At 52.3% G+C, this 23,564-nt stretch carries 20 protein-coding genes, 1 tRNA gene and 1 pseudogene; 5 read left to right on the top strand and 17 right to left on the bottom strand.

What is annotated here, in order from left to right; translation table 11 throughout:
- Window positions 1–31: 31 nt before the first annotated feature.
- Window positions 32–1,405 (bottom strand): pectate lyase family protein, encoded by a 1,374-nt coding sequence (locus PUV54_RS08940; protein WP_274491872.1) that lies wholly within the window; start codon window positions 1,403–1,405, stop codon window positions 32–34.
- Window positions 1,406–1,531: 126 nt separating this feature from the next.
- Here PUV54_RS08940 and PUV54_RS08935 point away from each other — a divergent pair, with 126 nt between their 5' ends.
- Both PUV54_RS08935 and PUV54_RS08930 read left to right on the top strand, forming a co-directional pair.
- A complete protein-coding gene (locus PUV54_RS08935; protein WP_274491871.1) occupies window positions 1,532–2,386 on the top strand; it encodes a 2-keto-4-pentenoate hydratase in 855 nt (284 codons plus the stop codon).
- Complete coding sequence (locus PUV54_RS08930; RefSeq protein ID WP_274491870.1) at window positions 2,383–2,925, top strand: hypothetical protein; 543 nt, start codon at window positions 2,383–2,385, stop codon at window positions 2,923–2,925. Before PUV54_RS08935 ends, PUV54_RS08930 begins: the two co-directional genes overlap by 4 nt.
- Before the next feature lie 380 nt (window positions 2,926–3,305).
- Here PUV54_RS08930 and PUV54_RS08925 read toward each other — a convergent pair whose 3' ends face one another.
- From PUV54_RS08925 to aptA, 6 genes and pseudogenes are all read right to left on the bottom strand, one after another.
- Window positions 3,306–5,987: a TonB-dependent receptor gene (locus PUV54_RS08925; RefSeq protein WP_274491869.1), complete on the bottom strand. Its 2,682-nt coding sequence runs from the start codon at window positions 5,985–5,987 to the stop codon at window positions 3,306–3,308.
- A gap of 272 nt (window positions 5,988–6,259) precedes the next feature.
- Window positions 6,260–6,449 (bottom strand): annotated as a pseudogene (locus PUV54_RS08920) (IS30 family transposase); the annotation flags it as partial.
- A 298-nt stretch (window positions 6,450–6,747) separates the two neighbouring features.
- A complete protein-coding gene (locus PUV54_RS08915; protein WP_274491868.1) occupies window positions 6,748–7,962 on the bottom strand; it encodes a DmpA family aminopeptidase in 1,215 nt (404 codons plus the stop codon).
- Window positions 7,963–7,979: 17 nt separating this feature from the next.
- Complete coding sequence (locus tag PUV54_RS08910; protein WP_274491867.1) at window positions 7,980–9,419, bottom strand: sodium/proline symporter; 1,440 nt, start codon at window positions 9,417–9,419, stop codon at window positions 7,980–7,982.
- Window positions 9,420–9,570: 151 nt separating this feature from the next.
- Window positions 9,571–11,259, bottom strand: coding sequence for an amidohydrolase (locus tag PUV54_RS08905; protein WP_274491866.1), 1,689 nt, complete (start codon window positions 11,257–11,259; stop codon window positions 9,571–9,573).
- Between the two features lie 28 nt (window positions 11,260–11,287).
- Entirely contained in the window at window positions 11,288–12,607 is a 1,320-nt protein-coding gene (gene aptA / locus PUV54_RS08900; RefSeq protein ID WP_274491864.1) for an omega-aminotransferase AptA, read from the bottom strand.
- A 53-nt stretch (window positions 12,608–12,660) separates the two neighbouring features.
- Here aptA and PUV54_RS08895 point away from each other — a divergent pair, with 53 nt between their 5' ends.
- The gene (locus tag PUV54_RS08895; RefSeq protein ID WP_274491863.1) at window positions 12,661–13,332 is read left to right on the top strand and encodes a cupin domain-containing protein; all 672 of its coding nucleotides are present in this window, start codon (window positions 12,661–12,663) and stop codon (window positions 13,330–13,332) included.
- Between the two features lie 327 nt (window positions 13,333–13,659).
- Here PUV54_RS08895 and PUV54_RS08890 read toward each other — a convergent pair.
- Window positions 13,660–13,749: transfer RNA gene (locus PUV54_RS08890), tRNA-Ser, on the bottom strand.
- A 444-nt stretch (window positions 13,750–14,193) separates the two neighbouring features.
- Here PUV54_RS08890 and PUV54_RS08885 point away from each other — a divergent pair.
- Window positions 14,194–14,466, top strand: a complete 273-nt coding sequence (locus PUV54_RS08885) for a hypothetical protein (protein ID WP_274491862.1) — start codon at window positions 14,194–14,196, stop codon at window positions 14,464–14,466.
- Window positions 14,467–14,508: 42 nt separating this feature from the next.
- Here the strand turns inward: PUV54_RS08885 and PUV54_RS08880 are convergent, their stop codons facing one another.
- The 4 genes from PUV54_RS08880 to galE all read right to left on the bottom strand — a co-directional run bounded on the left by PUV54_RS08880 (window position 14,509) and on the right by galE (window position 17,905).
- A complete protein-coding gene (locus tag PUV54_RS08880) occupies window positions 14,509–15,309 on the bottom strand; it encodes a TerC family protein (protein ID WP_274491861.1) in 801 nt (266 codons plus the stop codon).
- A gap of 417 nt (window positions 15,310–15,726) precedes the next feature.
- Window positions 15,727–16,506 (bottom strand): 3-deoxy-manno-octulosonate cytidylyltransferase, encoded by a 780-nt coding sequence (kdsB, locus tag PUV54_RS08875; protein WP_274491859.1) that lies wholly within the window; start codon window positions 16,504–16,506, stop codon window positions 15,727–15,729.
- Entirely contained in the window at window positions 16,503–16,913 is a 411-nt protein-coding gene (locus PUV54_RS08870) for a VanZ family protein (protein ID WP_274491858.1), read from the bottom strand. The genes kdsB and PUV54_RS08870 overlap by 4 nt, the downstream gene beginning before the upstream one ends.
- Window positions 16,913–17,905: a UDP-glucose 4-epimerase GalE gene (galE, locus tag PUV54_RS08865; protein WP_274491857.1), complete on the bottom strand. Its 993-nt coding sequence runs from the start codon at window positions 17,903–17,905 to the stop codon at window positions 16,913–16,915. Before galE ends, PUV54_RS08870 begins: the two co-directional genes overlap by 1 nt.
- Window positions 17,906–18,023: 118 nt before the next feature.
- Between galE and PUV54_RS08860 the strand changes: the two genes are divergently transcribed.
- Complete coding sequence (locus PUV54_RS08860) at window positions 18,024–18,761, top strand: metallophosphoesterase family protein (protein WP_274491856.1); 738 nt, start codon at window positions 18,024–18,026, stop codon at window positions 18,759–18,761.
- Here the strand turns inward: PUV54_RS08860 and PUV54_RS08855 are convergent.
- The 5 genes from PUV54_RS08855 to PUV54_RS08835 form a co-directional block, all read right to left on the bottom strand.
- Complete coding sequence (locus PUV54_RS08855; protein ID WP_274491855.1) at window positions 18,758–20,113, bottom strand: class I SAM-dependent methyltransferase; 1,356 nt, start codon at window positions 20,111–20,113, stop codon at window positions 18,758–18,760. The two genes, PUV54_RS08860 and PUV54_RS08855, sit on opposite strands and share 4 nt — an antisense overlap.
- A gap of 140 nt (window positions 20,114–20,253) precedes the next feature.
- A complete protein-coding gene (locus PUV54_RS08850; RefSeq protein ID WP_274491853.1) occupies window positions 20,254–20,643 on the bottom strand; it encodes an MAPEG family protein in 390 nt (129 codons plus the stop codon).
- Between the two features lie 18 nt (window positions 20,644–20,661).
- Window positions 20,662–21,819 (bottom strand): acetylornithine deacetylase, encoded by a 1,158-nt coding sequence (argE, locus tag PUV54_RS08845; RefSeq protein WP_274491852.1) that lies wholly within the window; start codon window positions 21,817–21,819, stop codon window positions 20,662–20,664.
- Between the two features lie 181 nt (window positions 21,820–22,000).
- Complete coding sequence (locus tag PUV54_RS08840) at window positions 22,001–22,330, bottom strand: hypothetical protein (protein WP_274491851.1); 330 nt, start codon at window positions 22,328–22,330, stop codon at window positions 22,001–22,003.
- A 197-nt stretch (window positions 22,331–22,527) separates the two neighbouring features.
- Window positions 22,528–23,523, bottom strand: a complete 996-nt coding sequence (locus PUV54_RS08835) for an FKBP-type peptidyl-prolyl cis-trans isomerase (protein ID WP_274491850.1) — start codon at window positions 23,521–23,523, stop codon at window positions 22,528–22,530.
- Between the last annotated feature and the right edge of the window lie 41 nt (window positions 23,524–23,564).

Here is a 23,564-nt window from a genome sequence, read left to right as displayed (position 1 = left end):
AGCGCAAACTCCTTTTATCCCCGTAAAGAGCTTAAGTACCACGCGCCTTCGATCCATCATCGAGAACGTCAGGTCTGCGCGGTTCCATCGTATCGAGATTCCATTGCGACGGATCGAATTCGCGCCCTGTTTCCGCCATTTCGGGATAGCCGCCAACCTCTTCCTGGCTATCAATGATCCAGCCTCTGCCCTCGGCTGCGTTCGCAAGAACCCGTACATCATGTGCATCGCGATCCCATGGGCGCGCGCCAGCATTGGCTAATACATGCTGCTCTACAAGATTTGACGGCCAAGGCGTGACATTGTCCGGAAGGTCAAGCGGTTCGGCAACCTCGACAATCTTTGCTGCGCTTGTCGTGTAGCGGCCCGTAACCGGCAAAGGCCGGCCATATTCGTCGACAGCGACGTTGTCCCGCATGTACAAAGCAAGATCGCCGTCGCCGCCAAGCATCACCATTGGAAGATCTGCAGGCGTAGATGGGCCGCCGCGCAAAACATTGCCGATCAGCGTCATCTGACCCGTTTCAAATGGAACGTCACCCCATTCAAGCGCCTGTAGATTGTAGTGAATAGCGCGCGGACCCGGATCATAAATGAAGTTATTGATCATGGCGCCATGAACGCCGCCCTTAAACAGCGCGCTGCGCTCATAATTATGCGCATAAAGATTACCGTAAATCAGCAACTTACTGACATTGTCATGGATGAGCGAGCCTTTGGAATGTTCGAATTTAGGATGAGTTGAGTCAGCAAGCCCTTCGGCAATGATATTGTTGCTGAATGTGATGTTATGAGACGTGCCGTTTCGCCAATCCTTGGGCGTATCACCAGTAAAGCGCGGACCTGAAGCGGAGAGGTTTTCATCGGTCGCCCAGGTTAAAGAGCAATGATCGACAATCACATTGTATGCGGAGACAGTAGAGATAGCATCTTCACCCCAGCCACTGGCGCGCGGTTCGCCCACATCGCCCGGTCGTATGCGCAGATGCTGAATGATCACATCATGACTTCGCACATCAATCCCGCCACGGATCAGAGTGATGCCCGGCGAAGGCGCCGTTTGACCTGCAATCGTCACGAACGGTTCTGTGATAGACAGTGTTGATTTTTGTAGGTCGATGACGCCGCCGACTTCAAAGACGATAATCCGCGGGCCTTCAGTATTTATAGCATCGCGCAAAGAGCCCGGCCCATCAGAAGCGAGAGTGGTCACCTTGATGACTTCTCCGCCACGCCCGCCTGGCGTTGTCGCGGCCCAGCCCAACGCGCCATCAAAGGCGGCGCGGCCGGCTTCCGTCCGTGATTCGTTTTCAGCAGACTCTCCGCCCCCGCATGCGCCGAGAAGGCTCACCCCGGTTATCACCGCCAGACTGCGAATTATTTTGAGAAATCCTGTGATAAACACGAAAAGCCTCCTCCAAAGTCATCTTTTAGCGCCCAAAATCATCTACGGGCAGCTCTTTTGTTTGAAAATGACACCGGTTTCCTATAAAGTCCACCATCAGGGACAAAAATCGACAGGCGCAAAAATATGCAACAAAAACAACCAGCCGCCAACGTGTCAGACATCTCGGAGATCGCCCGGTCTTTTGTCGGGGCTCGCCAAGCCGGACAGGCGCTCAAGACCTATCCGGGGACGCCGCCGGACACTTTGCGCAACGCTTACGCTATCCAGGACGAGGCGATCAGCCTCTGGTCCGATGACATCGCAGGATGGAAAGTCGGCAGGATCACAGGTGCAGATGAAAAACGGTTTGGCGTTGATCGTCTTGCCGGTCCCATCTTCAAGAAAACGATAAGAAGCTCGAACGGAAAAAACGAGGCGATGCCGGTTTTTGAAAACGGATTCGCAGCAATTGAAGGCGAAATCGTAATTACATTAGGCACTGATGCACCTCCAGAGAAAGCAAATTGGACTATCGACGAGGCTGCTGACTTAATTAAATCCATTGCAGCAGGCATTGAAATCGCCAGCAGCCCCTTTTGCGGAATCAATGACTTTGGCCCGCTGGTCACAATATCGGACTTCGGAAATAATTTCGGCTTGATCGTTGGCAATGAAATTCCAAATTGGCGCCGATTAAAATTTGATACTTGGCGGTGCGAAACTTTCATCGACGGCCAAAGTGTCGGCAAGGAATCGCCAGCATCGATTCCCGGCGGACCACTAGAATCGTTACGCTTCCTGCTGGAACTAAGCGCCCAGCGCGGCCTGCCGCTTCAAAAAGGAATGGTTATTTCAACTGGCGCTATTACTGGCGTCCACGTGGCTCATGTTGGCCAGACGGCAAACATTGTTTTTGATGACGTAGAGCCAATTCGTTGCGAATTATTTGCTTTTGAACCAATCGATCCCGCATCTTCAAATTTGAGGCAACCGGCATGAAAAGCTCAGCATTATTTTTTACAGCGTTTATTTTTTCAGTCTCATGCGGACAAACTGGTAACTCCAGTGACAATGAGAGTATTCAGGGAGAAATCGGTTCTTCTTTAACCGATAAGAGCGAAGTCACCATTGATGACCTGCCGTCCAATGTTCTTGCTGTGGCACAGGCTACACGGCCGAATGTTACTTTCACCGAGGCCGAAAAAGAAATCCGTAACGGAAAAACCTATTATGACGTTGGCGGCGTCGATGAGAATAACCTCGAGATCGAACTTGATATCATGGAAGACGGCGCAAGCTGGCGCGTCGTTGAAATTCAGCGCGATATCAGTTTTGTTAAAACGCCAGAATCCGTACGCACTGTGCTGTTAGAGTACGCACCAGGCATATCGCCTGACCGCATCATTGAAAGTGATCAGACCGATGGCGTCATCATCTATGAATTTTTCACCCGCAGCGAGACAGGCGAAGAAACAAAGCATGAAGTCAAACTGGAAAATGGCTTAGCCGAATTCCTGGAACAGGAATGGGAACACTAGCTCATCGCTCAATACGTCATTGTCTTAAACCGCTCCGCCAGCTGCAGTATAAACTCACAGACAAGGTTGTTGAGAAATGTCCGTCGCTGCGGTCAGCGAACTGTTGACTTTCGAGGCTGCGTGCGCAGCCATAAGGCTACGACTGATATTAGAACTGATCTTCTTTCCTGCCCACCAGCAAGACGAAAGTCTTGATGTGTTGAACATGCTGAAAGCATGCTCACTGATCCGCCTATACCAATCAACTCAAGAACCTTACGCCGGTTGATCATAGACTATCCGATTATAGTTTTTGCCAATGAAAAGCCCGAAGCGCGGGAGGACGCTTCGGGCTTTTTTTACTTGGTCAGCAACTATAACCGTCGCCTAGTTCCAAGGGATTAGAAGTTGTACCGCGCACCGAACAGGAAGTTACGACCTGTGTGGTGATAAAGCGTTGGAAGCCCCAGCATATCGAATGTTTGATGCTCATACTGATCCGTGAGGTTCAGCGCATCGAAAGTCAGCTCTATGCTATCTGTCAACGCATACTGCATAGCGAAGTCAAGATTGAACGTGGAGGCAACACCGCGTTCCTCTCTACCATCGCTGCTGCGAGGGTTTGTCGTTAGATAATCGCTGCGATAGGCGCCGGTGACGCGTGCGCCCAAGCGATTATCTTCATAATAGAAAGTCGCGTTGAACGCATGGTCGGAGAAGCCAATGATTTCATCAGAGCTAACATATGTGTAGTTGCCTATGAAACCGGTGTTTCCAAATGGCCCCGGCAGCGAAGAGAAGGGCTGCTGATAGATAAATTCAAGGCCTTTGATTTTGGCTGAGTCTCCATTCACAACTTGTTCTATTTCAACGTCAGGGTCTGCCCCTCCAGCCAAGTCCATGCCAAGCGGGCTTGTTGGCGAAGCGACAGATGCAGGCAAACCGGACTGGCTGAAAGTTGTCTCAATCGTATCGGTTTCCGTGAAGAAAGACCCAACGTCTTTGTAGAAAAGACCGACCGCCAAAAGCGACTCCTCTGCGAAGTACCATTCAAACGAAAGGTCCAGATTAGTCGCGCGGAACGGATCAAGTCCGGGATTTCCAAATTCAATCGCGTATGGCGGGCCAGTAAATGTATCGATAGAGCCGCCTGGCGTCAGGTTACCCAGCGATGGGCGCGCCATCACCTGCGCGAACCCGGCGCGGATCAGGAAATCTTCACCTGGCTCGAGCACGACGTTAAACGCAGGCAACCAGTCGTCGTATTTTCGATCAACCGTGACTTCGATCAATTCGTCGTTTTCATCAACAATCACGCCGGTCGATGCTGTTCTTGTTTCAACATACCGAACACCGAAATCACCCCGGACCGGAATGCCGTTCATATCGAAATTGAAATCAAACTGGACATATCCGCCGAGATCTTTTTCGACGACGCCTCTTGTGTCCTGCACACGCTGCACTGCAGGTATGTTAAACAGGTCAATTAGTGCAGCAGACGCATCGAAATCCGCTGAAACCCAGCTGGTATCAATTCCACTAGGCGCATCCAAGCCGCTGCCAAAGCCTGTAAGCAGGTCTACAAGATCACTTGTGACAGGAACGGCGCCTTCGAACCCATCCAAGTCTGCAACGCTACCCTCTGCGCGCGCTTCAAACGTTGAAAACTCAAATCGCTTCCAACTAACGCCGCCCTTCATGGTGATATTATCATTCAGGTCGTACTCAAGATTTGACTGAATTGTATCATATGTATTGTCGACGCCCTGCGGCCGGTTCCGAAACTGCGTAAACAGGAACGAGGAAGGAGAGTTTACGTCCATGGACCCGAAATCGACAAATGCTGCGTTCGGGTTTCCCGTAAAGTCATAGGTGTAACCGGTTACAGGATTTGCAGCGTCGAAGAAAATGGTCGCCTGGGTCGGCACGTCAAAATCGGACCGGGAAATGCCGCCGAAAATGTTGCCGCGCATGCGATCTGAAAACTCGTGTTCCAGATTGCCGGTAAACTGATAGAATTCAGTACTCAAAAAGTCACGGCGATGTTCGCTGCGAGCCGGCACCAAGCCGTTCGATACATCCGGCTGCAAATCGCCAACGAGGCGGGTCAGAACACCATTGCTGTCCACTGTGAAGTCAGTGACATCAACATTGTCCGTGTTGCTGCGAATGAAAACCTCCAGAAACTCTTCATCGCGCTGGCCGTCAAAGTTTGAATAAAGGCCATCGATAGAAAGGACTGTTCTATCAGATGGGCGGAACTGCATGGAACCCGTCAGGCCGAGACGCTCCTGCTCATAGTCAAGCCGGCCATAACGAGGGATGCGGGCGTAGTAGGCGTTTTGCAGTGTCTGACAATCCGCCGGCAATGGATCACCCATGCAAGGGACGCCGCCGACAGATCGGAAAACGCCCTGATCATCAAAACGAACTGTCGAAAACCCTTCTTCGCGGATCGTGCGCTCAGTATAGGCGGCGGATAAAAGCACGCCCCAAGTTTCAGAAGGGTTCGTGTAAGAGACGAGTCCGGCAAGACGAGGACCAACATCATCCGAGAGGTCGTTATAGAAAGCCTGGCCTGAAACTGACCCCGTCCATCCTGCACCGTAATCAAACGGCTGAGCAGTTTTCAGTTCGACATTTGCGCCAAGCGAGCCTTCTTCCACAGAAGCAGACTGGCTCTTACGCACAACCAGTTCATTGAATAGTTCTGAAGCAAACGTATTGAAGTCAAACGCGCGACTTCTGTTAGACCCGCCCGAAGCGTCAGAGCCGCCATTTGTTGTCAGCGCTTCCATACCGTTGATCCGTACACGCGTGAAATCACCGCCAAGACCTCGCACCGTTACGCGGCGACCTTCACCTGCCTGGCGATCAATAGATACGCCTGGAATACGCTGTAATGATTCAGCGAGGTTCAAGTCAGGAAAGTCAGCAATGTCTTCTGCTACAATCGCGTCAACGATAGATGTTTCATCGCGCTTTGTTTGCAGCGCAGCGCCAAGGCTGCTCCTGAAACCGGTGACGACAATACGATCTTCCGTTTCATCGTCTTGTGCCAATGCGCTTGCAGGAATGGCCATACTTGTAGCCAAAGCAAGAAGCGACACCCCCAAAAAGGTGCAAGATTTTTGTGGTCGTACGGTCATGGTTCCCTCCCATTATGGCGCATTTTACGCCGGTTTGGATATTTTGACACCGGTGTCATTTATTGTTGCTACCGGTGTCATTTTTTTTAGACCGTAACTCGGCGAAAATCTTTTGGCAATGCCTTTAAGCTTTCAAAGTTTAAATTTGTTGCGAAGATGCAACCATTTTGAATAACGCGCCACAAACATTCACGCAAACTCAACACCTGTCTAAATCTCTCTGCCGGCGTTTCAAATTGCAATGTCTTTCTTGGCTGTTCAATTAAGTGCCTCGCGATCTTGTTGAATGGCGCTTGCGAGTGCGCCGATAATTCTGTTCCCTTAGGAAGACGCCGCCTGAGCAGTCGGTTGGTGATCTCGTTGGAGCCGCACTGTCGTGGGCTCTGGATCGCAAAAACACGTAACGCTTTGAGTAAAGCGGGCTTATTCAACAGCAAACTGGATTCAGAAATTTTTTCAGGTCGGATGGCGGTGGAAGCGGACAAGATCGAGCCTGTCTTCGGCGGAATTCGCTGATATAGAGGATACTACAGGGAAAGTTTCAGAATTTTGGTAGGTTACACTGAACTATTCCCATTTTTAGATAAAAATTCAGAGCCTTAACGACAAATTCCCTGAGTAATTTAACAGGGAATGCTGATTCGAGATCAGAGAACTTTTGCCACGAAAACCGTTTTTCGGTAGCGACAGCGTGTTAGTTCCGGAAAGTATCTGTCATTATTTGCCGTAATTTTTCTTCCGGTAGTTCGAAAACTTTAAGCGAGTTTGCCCCCACCATCGTTTCGGCTGCAACCATTGCATTAACAATAGCTTCTTCAGTCGCTTGCACCGTTGCATCGAACAGCACAGTCAGGTCATTATTAGGATACATAGATATTCCATGAGCTATGTTTTCCTCGTCCATGATACCGGACTGCGCGGTCGAAAAAGCAATAAAGATATCCCCCGAGCCGTCATTGCTTACGGCCCCAAGCCATCCCAGCGCAAGTGACGGCCGCTTGGCCACCCGTTTGAGCTGGTGCGGCAATAGCGGTGCATCTGTCGCGACGACAACAATGATAGATCCATCGGGGGCATTCGTTTCGTCAGCCTCGGCCTTGGAACATACCGCCGCCCATGCGCCATCTGGCCGCAATGATGGATTCTCGTAACAGGGCAGAGGCGCCTCCATCAGTATGCTGACAGGTATGCTGGCGATCTGTTTAAGGTCGGACCGCCTTCCGTAGTTGCATTGAACAAGAACGCCGACCGTATAGCTTTCGCCATCGACATCAACCACGCGTGATGACGTTCCAATTCCGCCTTTAAACCGATTGCACATCATCCCCGTACCGCCGCCGACCGCACCCTCAAGCACAGGACCGGGCGCAGCGTTACGCATTGCGTCCATGGCGTGCCGTTTTTTGACATGAAATCCGTTAATATCGTTAAGGGCGCCATCATAGGTTTCTGCTACTATGGGCGCATGCCATAAGGCGGACCAACCCTTATCGACCATCCATTCAACAGCAGCGTCGCGGACGACGCCAACCGAGTGCGTGTTGGTAATTAGCAAGGGCCCGTCTATCAAGCCTCTCTCATCAAGCCACGTTGTTCCCGTCATTTCTCCAGATGCATTAAGCGTAAACCAGGCCCCAAAGACGGGACTTGTGGACTCTTTTCCGCGCGGATGAATGGCAGTGACGCCAGTGCGCACCGGTCCTTTGCCGCGGACCAGTCTTCCCTCACCCTTGATCAAAGTAGAATGCCCGACTTCTATGCCTGCAACATCTGTAATCGTATTGTTCGGACCAGGTTCACCTGTAAATGGGACGCCCAAATCGCGCGATCGGTCACTAGCGAATGTGCTCGCTGGTAAAACCGCTAAGCCAAGGACAAGCAAAGAAAGTGTAGGCATTGAAAGGTGCATGGGCATAATCCTTTGCTTCAGGCAACCGGCTGCTTCTTTGACGTGATGAGACTGACGCAAACTGTACACATAAGTCCGGCAGCAAATCCTGGTATCATTTCATAGAGGTCATAAAACTGAGTTTTGAAAAAGGTAATCCAAATAACGGTTGTCGCAAAACCACCAATCATGCCTGCGAGCGCGCCAATCCATGTGGTGCGCTTCCACCAAAGAACGCATAGGATCATTGGCCCGAACGCAGCGCCGAGTCCCGCCCAAGCGAATAATACAAAGTCGAATATTGAGCTATTTTGATTAAGCGCGACGAGTACGCCAGAAACCCCAACAAGGGCTGTAACCCCGATACCGATGCGGCCGAGCGTGCGCGTGTCTGCATTTGGGCGGAGTACTTGGTGATATAGATCACCCACAAGAGCGGATGAAGCCAGGTTCATTAATGAACTGACGGTGGACATGACCGCAGAAAGAACCGCCGCGACAAGCAACCCGGTCACAAACGATGGAAAGAGGTCTTCGCTCAAAGTCGGCATAACTGTTTCGGGATCGGTTAAATTTGGAACCAGAACGCGGCCCACAAGCCCCGTACAAACGGCGCCCAGACCGAGGAGAAATATCACTACAACAGAAATTCGGCTTGCTTTTCGAATCTCCTCCACACCGGAAACGGCCATGAACCGCACCAGTAATTGCGGGACGCCCATAAACGGCAACCCCACGGCAAGGGAACTGGCTAGCGCAATCAGGCCGATAGTCATTCCGGATGACAGATCCACAGGGGCCAGCAAAGCTGGATTGATTGATTTTAGTGAGTTAGCAACATCGCCAAGTCCTCCGGCTTCAATCAGACCGGCGATGGGAACCGCCGTGATGGCAAAGACCATCAATAGCGCCTGAGCCGTGTCGGTATATGCAACCCCTCGGAACCCTCCAAAGCTGGTATAAAGTACGGTCACAAACCCGCCGGCAATCACGCCAATCGCGTAAGGCCAGCCCAGAAAACTCTCAAAAGCTTTCCCGGTCGCGAGCATTTGCGCGGCCACATAAACCAGAACCATAGCAAGAATTATCAGGGCGGCGGCGATGCGCAAAAGGTGAAATGGGTCGCCTAGTTTATCGGATAAAATGTCGGGAACAGTAATCGCATCCGATTTGATCGCTGCCCTGTTCAATCGTTTAGCTACAAACCGCCAACTCAACCAGATACCTAAGGTTTCACCGAGTACGACCCATAGTGCATTGACGCCGACCGCATACGCTAACCCTGACAGCCCCAGCAACAGCCAGGCGCTTTCTCCAGTGGCGTTCATCGAAAAAGCGATAACCCAGTAGGGAAGACGCCTTCCAGCAATATAGTATTCTTTTTTGGAAGACGTTCGCGGGCGCGCCGCGATTCCAACGATCAGCATCGCCGCCAAGTAACTTATGACGACTGTAAGAATGATGGCGCCGCCGTTCATACGTTTAGACCAAAGCTTTTGGACAGAAACCGGGGGGCATTCCTCACGACTTTGTTGAAAAAACTCTCGCTCAACCGGTATCGTGAAATTCCTACCGTTCTCTGCACGAATATCATGTGCTTGGCGTCGCAGCTATTCGATAAAATATCCATCATGCCTCGAACGTTGTTCTCCCGCCCATTATAGTTCTGGTGACTTTGATTTCTTTTAGCGCTTCAGGATCAACAGCTACTGGATCGTCAGCCAGCATAACGACATCTGCAAACTTTCCAGGCGTTAATGTGCCTTTGACGTTTTCTTCCATGGATGCGTAAGCCCCATTGACTGTGCAGACTTTCATTGCCTGTTGGATGCTGATTTTTTGAGATTCCCCCCATACGCGTCCGGCAAAATCCTTTCGCGTCGTCAGGCTTTGAAGGGCCATCATCGGCTCGTAGGGCCCCGGTAAATAATCTGAAGCTGGCGCGACCGGAATGCCGTAATCGATGAAAGACTTGTGGGCGAACATCCACTCCATCTTTTCTGCACCATATTCGGTCCATTTGTTTCCATGATAGTGCGCGTACGTGTAAAAAGGGGCCGGAATAGCACCTGTTTTCTTTATCCGCTTCAGGAGATCGTGGTTCACTAATGAACAATGCTCAATACGAAAACGCGGATTTGGTCCGCGCCACTCCTTCAGAACGCGCTCATAGGCTTTCAAAACCATATCAATTGTCACGTCTCCGTTCGCATGGATGCCGATACGGAACCCATGCGCGACAGCATCATCGACGGCAGCGTCAATCTCTTCCTGGGTCATCGTCAAAATGCCGAAGTCGTCAGGCCGCCCTTCGAATGGCGTACTCATCCGCATAGTCCGCTCCGACGCGGATCCGTCGGCGGAATGTTTGACAGCATCAATGCGCACCATGTGGCCGCCATCTCCGCTTCGATAATTCAGATCCTTTAACATCTGATACAGGGAGCCATTGCCTGAATTATTCGCCCCAGGCATGATCCCAATACGCACATTGAGATCATCCGCGTGATGGGCATCAAGATAGGCTGTGTATTCATCAGGCGAACAATATGCGTCAGTGACTGAGGTCAAGCCTGCAGCAGCCATACGCTTTGTGGAAAGCGCAGCATTCCTTTGGTTATCCGCACGCGATGATACCGGATAGTTCTCCGCTCTGTAGAATACATAGAGCGCCTTCTCGGCGACACGTCCTGTGAATGCGCCGTTTTCTCTGTAGAATTTTCCGCCTTCGGGATCAGGCGTTTCGATTGTCACCCCAACGGCGTCGAATGCGGCGGAGTTTGCAACACCCGTATGGCCGCCACGATGGATGATCAAAATCGGATGACGGGTGCTGACAGCATCAAGGTCAACTCGGGTTACCGGAAGCCCGCCTTCGAATTTTGTGTCGTCATAAGCATGACCAAGAACCCACTCGCCGGGCTCTGTTTTCTCAGCGCGCTGTCTCAACGCATCCTGAACATCAGCAATGCGCCGCAAATTCACATCGACGCTAATCGCCTCATTGGCCATTAGCGGATGACTGTGTGAATCGATAAAACCGGGCATGATAATCTGATCACGAGCGTCAATTATTTTTGTCGACGGCCCCGCAATCATGCGCATATCGTCATGCGAACCGACAGCCAGGATTTTATCTCTGCTTATCGCGACGCCGCTCACCTCGCCAATCGATGGGTCCATGCTGTAAATTTTTTTCGCCAGAATTATCGCGTCCGCCGTACCAAAGTTTACTGCTGCGCGCGCGCTGCCAGCCGCCAGGAAAGCGCCACAGCCCGCCGCCCCCGTAATCAGTGATCGTCTGGAATAACAATTCATTGTTTAGATCTCCCTGCTTCGATATCGATCAGCCAAGGCTTTCCAATACTCGCTTGACCTTTTCAAACGTGCGGTAAATGTCGTCAGGCTTTGAGTTCAGGAAAGGCGCGAATTGTAAAATGTCTCCGCCGTTTCTGATCACCAAATCCTCGTCCCAATAACAACGTTTATGTGCCTCAAGACCGTGTATGCCTTGCCCATCCGTATGCGGCGCTAATTCGATAGCGCCCATGAGACCGACATTGCGCACATCGATCACATTTGGATGGTTGGCAACACTGTGGATTGCTTCTTCAAACACACCCTCAAGCGAGCGGGCCTGATCGAAACTACCTTCGTCTTCATAGACATCAAGTGTCGCGAGAGCTGCTGCCGCTGCAACCGGATGGCCGGAATAGGTATAGCCATGGAAGAACTCGACAAGATGAGGGGGCCCCTGAACAATGCTGTTATAAATTCTATCGGTAACAATGACCGCGCCCATGGGGATAACGCCATTGGTAATGCCTTTTGCAGTGGTGATAATATCCGGCGTTACGTCAAACCGTTCAGCGGCGAAACTGGCGCCTATTCGGCCAAAAGCATTAATAACCTCATCAAAGATCAATAATATGCCATGCCGGTCGCATATGTCTCGCAGCCGTTTTAAGTAGCCTTGTGGAGGCGGTAAGACGCCTGTCGACCCGGGCGCTGGTTCAATTATCACCGCTGCAATATTGGACGGGTCGTGTAATGCGCAGATACGTTCCAATTCGTCGGCTAGGTGTGCTCCCGATTTTGGCAATCCCTTCGAAAAAGCATTCTCACTCAAATTTAACGTATGCGGAAGATGGTCTACCCCAGGCAACAAGCACGGACTGAACACCTTGCGGTTCGCAACCATGCCCCCAACTGAAATTCCCCCGAAATTTGTTCCATGATAGCCGCGTTCCCGGCCAACAAAACGTGTCCGCGTCGCGTCTCCATTTGCATGATGATATGCCAGAGCGATCTTTAGCGCCGAGTCTGCCGCTTCTGATCCCGAATTACAGAAAAACGTATACTCAAATCCGTCCGGCGCCATGGATGATATTCGATTGGCAAGGTCAAATGCTTTCGGATGACCCATTTGAAAGGCCATAGCGTAATCAAGTTCCGCGACCTGCGCCTGCACAGCTTCAACAATTTTTGGGTGACAGTGCCCAAGGCCGCTGGTCCACAAACCAGAAAAGCTGTCGTAAATTTTCCGTCCATCTTCCGACTGATAGTAATGGCCTTCGGCTTTTGTCAGAAGCCTGGGATGCGCCTTGAAATCCTGATTGGAAGAAAACGGCATCCAATAGGAAGACAGAGACTGGTTTGTGTGCATGGCTTGATGCAACCCTCAAACAATAAGTCTCCTAACGCTATGGCTGTAACCACGTGTTCAGCAAGACGTTAAACAGATTAGAAAAGCTGTTGATTTTCTGTGCCTTGCTTGAGAAAGTGTTTAGTATCCTAAACACGTGGCGGGCCTGTGCGATGAACTCAAAAAACGATCGACCTCAAGAAGAAGACATTGGCGCACGCCTCATGCGGGTCCGTAAAGCTTTTGGGTTGTCTCAGCGACAGCTCTCAAAAAAGGCGGGAATTGCGAACGCCACGATTTCACAAATAGAATCCGGTGCACTGAACCCGACGGTCGGTACTTTGCGAAAAATTGTCAGTGGTCTGCCAATGAGCCTATCAACGTTTTTTGATGACGATACGCTTTCAATGGATGATAAGTTTTTTTACGCGAAAGGCGAGTTGACAGAGCTCTCCGAAGGTGCGGTCTCTTATCGACAAGTTGGAGGGCCCATCGGCAAAGCCATACAATTCATGTGGGAACGATACGCACCAGGCGGCAACACCGGTCGTCATAACTTGACCCATGAAGGTGAAGAGTGTGGATTTGTGATATCGGGGGAATTAACGGTTACTGTCGCTGGTCATACACGTACGTTAAGAGCCGGAGAAGCCTACTATTTCAAGAGCGATCTACCTCATTCATTTAAAAATGACGGCGTTGTTTCTTGTGAACTAATTACCGCCTGCACGCCTCCCACGTTTTAAATCAAAGCAGCTTTAATAAAGTTGAATTGTTCTGAAACGTTACGCGAGATACTATAACCAAGCTCGGAGGAAACTTAGTTTACGCAAAAATTCGCCTGTTCCACATAAGCAGCAAAGTCTAGGCTGTATGTCGCACACTCACACCTCGGCGGGCTGCATCACAAATGTGAAAATCTAGTTTTCAGTAGGGGCTGCCGTCAGAGACTCTCGGGTATCTGCGCGCGCCCGCAAGAGTGCCGTCTCTCATGCGCCGTACAGAGACGAAATCGCCCGCAAGCGTTTGAAGATTGGGCTTGTTCTGACACACCATAGCGGATCTGAAGAGGCTGGCGGACAGAGAGGGATTCGAACCCTCGAGACGGTTACCCGCCTACACGCGTTCCAGGCGTGCGCCTTCAACCACTCGGCCACCTGTCCTCACACCGGTAACGCGCGGCGCACGCGGGTCTTCATATCGTCGCCTTCGCGACGGGCAGCCTTCAACCACTCGGCCACCTGTCCTCACACCGGTAACGCGCGGCGCACGCGGGTCTTCATTTCGTCGCCTTAGCGACGGGCGGCTTTTGACCATTCAGCCGCCGCTCTTCACACTCATCACCCCAAGCGCGCTGGGGGCTGAAGATATGCCGTTTTGGCGACTTTTGGTTAAGCCGCACCGATGAAGCCCGGCTGCACTTTACTTGTCGACTGTGCAACGCCGGAGCGGCGGGGGATACCAAGCAGGCCGCCTTGCCGCAAGGCTAAATTCCGCTAAGAACGCCAAAAACTGGATCGTGTTCGGCTTTCGATTTGCAGCCTGCCGTCAGGCGGGCTATCCTGAATTCTCGGTTTTGCGTTAACCATTTGAGGGGAATGGGAAGTATGGCGGCGTTTCGTTTTATTGCGTGGGTACTGGTGGCGTTAGCCATAGCTCTGTTGGGTGCTGATGGCGTCTCATCCCTCGAAACCGGGGAGCCGGTCATGCGGACGACCGAATCCGTGCTTGGTCTCATCGGCGTTAATGCAGCAGCACTCATCGAAAATTCCCCCGGCGGCGTTTCACAGGCGCTGAACACGATCATGGGGCTTCCGCTGTGGGGCGTGGTTGGCATAATCGGCGTCGTCCTGACGCTGATCTTCCGCCCGATGGACTGATCGCACCGGCGTTTTCAATAGTCCTGTCATTAAGAAGCGGGGTCACGTTGCTTCGTGCTGCCCGCGTTCTTTCGCTTGCAATGCTTCGAGCTTGTTCCGATAGCGCGTCTGCACCAGAGAGACGATGACCATCACGAAAATAACGAAGTAAAAGCTCGCCTTGGACATGGCTTCCACTTTGAAGTTGAACAGCTCCATATGCGCTAAATGTCCGCCTTCTGTGATCAGCAACACGCCGACAATAAACAGAATGAACAGACCGATGACTTCGAACATGCGATTCTTTTTCAAGAATACCGAGACCTGATCGGCCAGCACAATCATCATGATGCCGCTGATGATGATCGCTGCTGCAATCACCCAAACGACGTGTGTTAGCGCAATCGCCGAAAGAAGCGAGTCAAACGAAAAGATCAAATTCATGAAAACGATGGTTGCAATCGCCACCGGCACCGATTTTTGATGCTTCTTATCGAGGTTCTCAACATGCTCTACCGCAAGAAGGTGCATGATCTCCTTCGTCGCCGTATACATGATGAAACCGCCGCCGAAAATTGAAACAATTGAATGAAAAGTGAAAGACGCTTCAAACACGCCGTCGATGTGAAATCCGAACAAAGGCTGTGTTAACGCGCTGATCAGGCCAAGCACCACGACCATCAGGACAAGGCGAAGGACAATCGCAAGGCTGATTCCCAGCCAGCGGACGAATTTCTGCCGCTCAGGCCTCACGCGGCTCGACTCAATAGAGATATAAAGCAAATTATCGAAGCCCAGCACTGCCTGAAGCAGGATGAGCATCATCAACGTAAACAGGTTTTCCAAAGACAATAAGGATTCCACGGCCGCGCCCTCCTGTTGGCAGTTGAGGCAATGGGCCATGCTTCGCCGCCCCAAAGCAACCCGTGTGATTTATCTCTTCGGCGGAGAATGATTTACAGCAAGTTCAAGAACTAAAGGCGACGAATTGAAGGCTGCTTGCGGCGAACAGACATTGCAAAAACGTCATTCGATGAACGGTTTATCCCATGCGCCGAATCGCCGCCGACGCATCTTTTCAGTTTCAAATAGCGCTCCTATCTCCCCCTCATAACAACAAGAAACGGAGAGAGCACCATGGCCCGACTGATCACAATCCTGACAATGGTTAGTGTTTTGGCAGCAGCATCATACCCGGCAATCTACGCTTATTCGTCCCTTGCGTAAGTTCCCGCTGCTGCACACCCCGAGGCGCCGCCGGCAGACACCCCTCAACTCCCCCTACTGTCGTGCGGCGCCTTTTCGTTCCCTGGCGACGAACAGCCGATAATCTTCAGGCGTATCAATTCCCGGCGCGGCGCTATCGATAATGCCGACCGTCATACGCTCCCCCATTTCAAGGATGCGAAGCTGTTCCAGCCGTTCGGCGCGTTCAAGCGGAGCAGACGGCGCGCTGGCAAATGTCATCAAGCTTGCTTTGGAAAAAGCATATAATCCCACATGTAGATAATAATTTGATGGCGACGCAATCTGGCCGCTTCCCTGCCTGGGCCATGGACAGATGTGACGCGTAAAATATCGCGCCTGAAAAATATTTTCGGCAATCGCGTCGCCCAGAATAGCCTTGACCGCCGCCGGATCATCAGGCGATCCGGGCCCTTGCGAGGCGTTGTCCGGAAACTTGCAGGCCAGTGTCGACGCGAACGGGCGATGTGTGTTCTGCATCTCTATCAACAGATCGAGATTTTCGGGATCGATTTCAGGCTCATCACCCTGAAGATTGACGATGATATCCGCGTCTAGTTCTCGCGCGGCTTCAGCAACGCGTGACGTGCCGGTCTCATGCGCCGCCTCAGTCATGACGGCCAAGCCTCCGAACTTCACGACCGCATCGAAAATGCGCTGATCGTCAGTAGCGACAATGACGTTGCTCGCCAGCTTCGACATCGACGCCTTTTCATAGACGTGCTCGATCAAGGGTTTTCCGGTGTCGTTCAGCAACGGCTTGCCGGGCAAGCGCGTTGATTCGTATCGTGCCGGAATGACCACCGCCGCCTTCATGATGCGGCTTTCTTTCTAAACCAGCCTAGCGCCGCGCCGGCAAGAAAGCCGGATACAGCCCCGAGGCTGTTAGCGAATGCATCGGCAAGCTCAGGAGATCGGACGCCGCCAAGCCCCTGCAACCCTTCAAGCGCAGCGCCATAAAAAGCGAGTGCTATCACGACGCTCCAACGTTTCGAAAATATCGCAAGCCGGGCCCAGAACGCCGTCACCCCAAGCACGGCATACGCCAGAAAATGGCCGATCTTGTCTGCATTCTCAGCATCACCGAGCAACAATGAGGATATCCAGCGCGTGAGGGCGAAGCCGGGTTCGCTTTCAACCGGGTTTGGCGTCAGCGTCAAAAAAGTGACGACCACCATCAACACACCAAAAACAATGCGCGGCCACAACAAGGATGGCGACATTAAACTTTCTCTTTGCGGGTTTCCAAAAACCGCTCCCAGGCGATCGCTGTTTCGACAATAAAATCAATGTCGTCATAACGCGGGCGCCAGTCAAGAACCGTGCGGATCGCTGCATTATCGGCAATGAGCTGCGCCGGATCGCCGGCGCGGCGCGGCGCAACATCATAGTCCATAGCCTCGCCAGTAACCCGCCGAAAGGCCTCTACAACTTCGTAGACTGAATAGCCTCGGCCATAACCGCAATTGAGGGTGATCGAGCCCCCGCCTGTACGCAAACGCTCCAAAGCCTCCAGATGAGCCTGCGCAAGATCGCTGACGTGAACATAATCGCGAATAGCGCTGCCATCAGGCGTTTGATAATCGCCGCCGTAAATTTGCAGCTTCTCTTTTCGATACCCAAGTGCAATTTGCGCGGCTGCCTTGATCAAGTGCGTCGGCTTGCCGATCTCGCCAGCCCTGCAGGATGGGTCGGCGCCAGCTACGTTGAAATACCGCAATGTCACAAACGAAAGGTCATGCGCGGCAGCAACATCTTCGAGGATGCGTTCGCTCATGGCCATGGATGCACCGTAAGGCGTTATCGATCGCACAGGCGCCTGTTCCGATATAGGCACACGCTCGGGTTTTCCGTAAACGGCCGCAGTTGAAGAAAAAATAAACCGTTTCACCCCCGCGCTGACGCATGCACGCAGGAGCTTCAAGGTGTTTCCAGTATTGTTGGAATAATAATCGAGAGGATGCCGGATGGATTCCGGTACGAGGATCGAACCGGCAAAATGAATGACATCCTCGATGCCGTAATCGTTAATAATCTGCGCGAGGTTTTCCTGATCCCCTACATCCGCCTCAATGAGCGGGATATCTTCAGGGGCCAGCCAGCGCGCGCCAGAGGAAAAATCGTCAAGCGCAACGGCCTTCTCACCAGCGTCCTGCAACGCCAGAAGCATATGCGCGCCAATATATCCCGCGCCGCCTGTGACAAGAACACTCATAAATGGGGCGTTCCACTCCGCAAACTGTCGTAATTGGTTAGTAGTGATTCTTTGTCAGTTTTTTTATACCCCTTTTGACGGGCCAATTATACCGCCCTGCAGAGAAGTTAACGCGTCAATGTTCGAGAATTTCTTCAATAAGAAAGGCGATCCGGCCGCCGCGCCGGAGGGAAAGCGCCTTTACGCCATTGGCGATGTTCATGGCCGGCTCGATCTGCTGGATGCGCTGCTTGACGAGATTGAGAAAGACGCCAGCGGACTGGACGCCGCAAAGCTGATTTTTCTCGGTGATTACGTTGATCGCGGCGAGCATAGCCGCGGGGTTATCGACCGGCTTGTCGAGTTAAAGCATTCAAAGTCCGAGACTGTATTCTTAAAAGGCAACCACGAAGCCAGCATGCTGGATTTTCTGGATCACCCTGATGACCTTCCCCACTGGCTCGACTGGGGCGGTCTGGAAACGCTCGAAAGCTATGGTGTCGATACCTCGCTCGCAAATGAAGTTCTGGCGAACGAGCTTAGAAAGAACATGCCTGCGACGCACCATAAATTTCTTCAAACACTGAAACTGAATCATATCGAAGGCGATTACCTGTTCGTGCATGCCGGGCTGCGCCCCGGTACGCCACTAGAAGAGCAGACCGAAGAAGACATGTTGTGGATTCGCACCCGTTTTCATAACGCGCCAAAAAACGAGCGGCCCGAATATGTGGTGGTCCACGGTCATACGCCGGAAGAAAGGCCGATTGACGACGGTTGGCGCATCAACGTGGATACGGGCGCGTGTTATGGCGGACCGTTGACCGCCGTCGTTCTTGAAGGCACGCAGCGCTGGTTTTTAAGCGTGCGTTTTTAGCCCGCGTTCTTTGCAATATCGGGATTATCCGCGATAAGGCGCGGTCCGCCTGCGGCAGCGAGGATTGTGCGCAAGGATTGTGTCCCGGCCGGACCGTCGCCAGCATTGATCGCTTTTCCGTATTCGCTCGCAAAGTTCGCTGCCGTAATGACTAGCGGCGTTGGGGTGATAAAAATCATCTTCGCGCCCAGCATGATCGACTCTCGCCACCGCTCCATCATTTCCCGCTTGTAGCGTGCCGATGCGAGAAGAAAATCCGGCTCAGCCGCACGACACTCGGTTTCCGAGATAATGCGCGGCCCATTTTCACCCAATCGTTCCGCTTCCCGCGCAGCGCCCGTATCTACTGCGGCCGTAACCGCTTTTGCTGCGGGTCCCGCCCAGCGAAGCATGGCTTCCGTTTGCGGTTCGGCGCCGAGAACATGAATGCACTCGCCACGCGATTGGATATCTTCCAGAATTTCAATAAAATCACGTTGCACTTCGCCAGCACGTTGTTCAAACGACTGGTAAGGCTGCAACGCCCGCATCGCCAGTGCGTTTTCTTCATCCCAAAGCTGAGCCAACCGCTCAAACCAAGGGTCGAAATCATATTCGTCAAAGCCGGCATGCGTGATGAACAACCTGATCGATCCGCCTTCCTTGCCGGTAATGGAGCCTTTGAAGGCTTTTAATCCGGCGTCGCGCAACATCCATTCGATTACGGAAAGCGAGTAAACCGCAGATATATTCGCCTGAAGCGTTTCGACACATGTGCGCGTCAGGGCAACCGGTGCGTAAACCGTCTCCAAGACAAACACGCCATCATTGGTCAACAATGATTTCACCCGCTTCAGCAGGGATTTCGGATCATCAATATGTTCAAAGACAGAAACAGCCGTAATAATATCAAAACGTTTGTCGCCAAAGGCGGCATCCAATTCCTCAGACGGAAACACAGACTTCCCGGTCCAGGCCCAGTCGCCGATTTCTTCGATATAGTCGGAAGGATCGACACCGAACCGGTCAACCCAACGCGGATAAAACGACAGAAGCGTTCCGTCGTTGCACCCAATATCAAGCGCAGAACAGTCCCGGCCAGAAATCATCTCCAGCGCTTCTGTCGCAACAGAACGCAAATGATCACGCGTTGAAGAATGACGGGCAGAAGGGATGAAAGATGCCTGCGCATCTGCGACTGACGATTGCAACAAACCGCAAGCGCGAGCATCTCGCGATGGATCGCAAAGAACATAATCTGATGATTGCTGTTGCTTGCGTGAGAAAAGTTTCGGCTCTCCCCCAAAAACCATTGAGAACGCCGGCGTCAGCGCTTTTGATCCGCATGCGCGGCAATGCGTTATTTTTTTCACGGTACCGGCGCCTTTCCTGAAACGCTTTAATTTTTCAGGAGGCTCGCAGTACAGCGTAAAGACAAGGTAAAATTTACCTCGAAGCCCTTGTAAAATGCGGGTTTCGATACGCTCCGTTTACTTAGTTTAAGGATGCGTTGCTAAACGATCGCCAGATAGATCAAAGCGACGCCTGTGATCAGGAGTGTCAACATCGTAAACACAGTACCCACAGCGCGGCCAGTTGGCCAAACACCCATGCCGAGACCGAGAAGGTGCGACACCCTGCCAACAAAAAACAAACCACCGAGCAAATGCACTAAAAGCACCGGAGCATTGAGAAGGGCCATCAATACCAATCCAACAATAGCAGCCGGCGCATACTCGATATAATTACCCTGCGTGCGGATCGCCTTCACCATTTCGGGGTTGTCGCCATCTCCAAGATTGACCTTGTGTTTCATTCGCGCCGCGCCGACGCGCGCGCTTAGCAGAAACAACAACAGCGCATTTAGGCCAGCCCACAACCCGGCCGCTTCTAGTGCGGTCATCAATATCTCCCATAATGGTCACGCGCTCAGGCGTTCGATCAGCTTTCGCATGAATACCGTTCCTTCGCGCACCTGATCAAGGGTGATAAACTCATCAGGCTGATGCGCCTGATCAATGGAGCCAGGGCCACACACGACAACAGACATGCCGGCTTCCTGAAATTGTCCGGCTTCAGCGGCGTAGGAAACAACATCCGTGCTGTTGTGACCTGTTATAGCCTTGGCAAGATCAGCCGCAGTGTTATCCGCAGATGGTGCAAGAAACGGCGCATTTGTCATCTGAACGATTTCAACCCGACATCCCGACGCCTTTGCGCGCATCTCAGCCTCCACGCCTTTAGCGAAGTCGGTGAATTCCTCAACGATATCCTCACGGGAATCCCCTGGTACGGTTCTGAGATCCCATTCGAACCATGCCTCACCAGCCATGATGTTTAGCTGTGTGCCGCCATGCACCACGTTCACGGTCATGGTCGAATAAGGCGGATCAAATGGTGATTCCTTTTCAGCGCGCGCAGCGCGCAGCGCTCTCATCTCGGCGATCTTGGCGATCATGCGTGCAGCCGCCTCCACCGCCGAAACCCCGCGGTCAGTCTGACTGGAGTGGGTCGTGTATCCCGTGACGGTCACGCGGAATGAAGAAATGCCCTTATGCCCGTCGATAACTTTCATATTCGTCGGCTCACCGACAATTACAGCAGACGGCGCGGGAATGTTTTCGGCGATCTTTTCGATCATACGCGGCGCGCCGAGGCAACCAAGCTCTTCGTCGTATGAGAGCGCAAAAATGAGAGGCCGTTTGAGACCAGCTTTAAGCATATCGGGAACTAACGACAGGCCGATGGCTGAAAAACTTTTCATATCAGCGACGCCGCGGCCGAACAGTTTTCCGTCTTTTTCAACGACCGTCCACGGATCCGTTTGCCAGTCCTGCCCCTCAACCGGCACCACATCAGTGTGACCGGACAGCACTACGCCGCCTTCCGTACTCGGTCCGACGACCGCATAAAGGTTCGATTTAACCCCATCGTCGCTGGTGACGCGAACACTCTCAACACCGAGGTCGCCGAGATAGGCTTCAACATCTTCAATGAGAGCAAGGTTTGATTTCGACGACGTCGTGTCAAATCCGACAAGGCGGGAAATCCAGTCAATCTGGCGGGCAATATCTGTCATGCAACTGAAAGTGCATCAGAAACATGAGCGCGCCAAGCAAAAGCTTTAGCGAAGACGGAAAAAATGGCGGAAATGATTAGGCCAATTCATGGCAGGGATGGTGGCTTGTCATCCCCTCCCCACAAAAGCGGACGCCCCGGCTGGAAACCGGGGCGTCATGCAAGAATCTGAATATTCAGACTTAAGCGGCCTTCCGGCGCGTCGACGTTTTGCGACGAACAACCCGTTTCGCAGGTTTTTTCGCAACCGTTTTTTTGGCGGCTGTCTTCTTTGCAGCCGTCTTCTTTGCTGCGGGTTTTTTCGCAGCCGTTCTTTTGGCAGCAGTTTTCTTTTTCGCCGTCGTCTTCTTTGCCGTGCGCTTTGCAGCCGGCTTCTTCACGACTTTCAGTTTTGTTTTCGTAGCGGTTTTCTTTTTCGCGACCGATTTGCGCGCAGCCGTTTTGGCTTTGGCTTTTTTCACGGTCCGTTTCTTCGCTGCCGGTTTGGCGGCTTTTTTCGTAGCTTTTCTCATTACGGAGATCCCCTAGTGCACTGACCCAGTGTCAGCCATCATCCCCATTAGGCTGATGTTCGTAAATGAAAGGTAAAAATTGTTAACCAGCCAAGTCATTGTTTGTTTGATGAAAACCACAAACAGGGGGAATTGCGATCAACAAAAAACCCCCCGCCGTCGGGCGAGGGTTTTTCAACTCAGCGCCAAGAAAGTGCTTATTTTACAGCAACAAGCTCGACTTCAAATATGAGTGCTTCATTGGGACCAATAGGGCCGCCAGGCGTTCCTGTTTCGCCATAAGCCAACGCCGGAGGGATGAAAAACCTGAATTTATCGCCTTCGCTCATTAACTGGACACCTTCCGTCCAGCCGGCAATGACGCGGTTCAAGGGGAACTCAATCGTCTGTCCGCGTGAGTAAGACGAGTCGAATTCCGTCCCGTTAAGCAGCGTGCCCTGATAATGAACCTCGACAGTATCAGTTGCTTCAGGGCTTTTTCCGTCAGAGGGACCTTCCGTGAGTACCTGATATTGCAGACCAGATTCGGTGGTTTGGATACCGTCCTTGCCGGCGTTTTCAGCGAGGAACGCATTCGCTTCTTCAAGATTGATCTCAGGGTTCTTCACTTTGATTAACTCCACGTCGAAAATAAGGGCGTCATTGGGACCGATGGCGCCGCCAGGACGCGGATTTTCGCCATAAGCGAGCGACGGCGGGACGAAGAACCGATAGCGGTCGCCCTCGCTCATCAATTGCACGCCTTCGGTCCAGCCGGGGATTACCTGATTAAGCGGAAATTGCGCCGCCGCGCCGCGCGCGCGGGAAGAATCGAATTCGACCCCGTCTTTCAGCGTGCCGACATAGTGGACCGTGACAAGGTCAGTTGAGACAGGAGACCGGCCGTCTTCGGGACCTTCTTCAAGAACCATGTATTGAAGGCCGCTGTCCGTCACCTCAACCCCTTCGCGCTGTGCGTTCTGATCAAGGAACGCCATGGAAGCGGCGAGATTTTCTGTCGCCAGCTTCTGAAAATCGGCGGCCAGTTCAGCGCCCGATTTTGCTTCATCAGGCAAATCGCCATCCGGATCTGTTGGGTTGATGTCAGTGGGCGGTTCCGGCTGATCTTCAGGCTCGCCGGGATCAGGACGGTCACAAGCGGCGATCATCAGTACCGCAGCAGCGATAGCAGTCGTCTTCAATAAAAGTCGCAAGGAAATTTCTCCTCAAAAATCAAAACTCGGCAGGAACCTAG

The sequence above is a fragment of the Hyphococcus flavus genome, assembly GCF_028748065.1.
Lineage (GTDB): Bacteria > Pseudomonadota > Alphaproteobacteria > Caulobacterales > Parvularculaceae > Hyphococcus > Hyphococcus flavus.
This window is presented reverse-complemented; position numbering and strand designations above follow the sequence as displayed.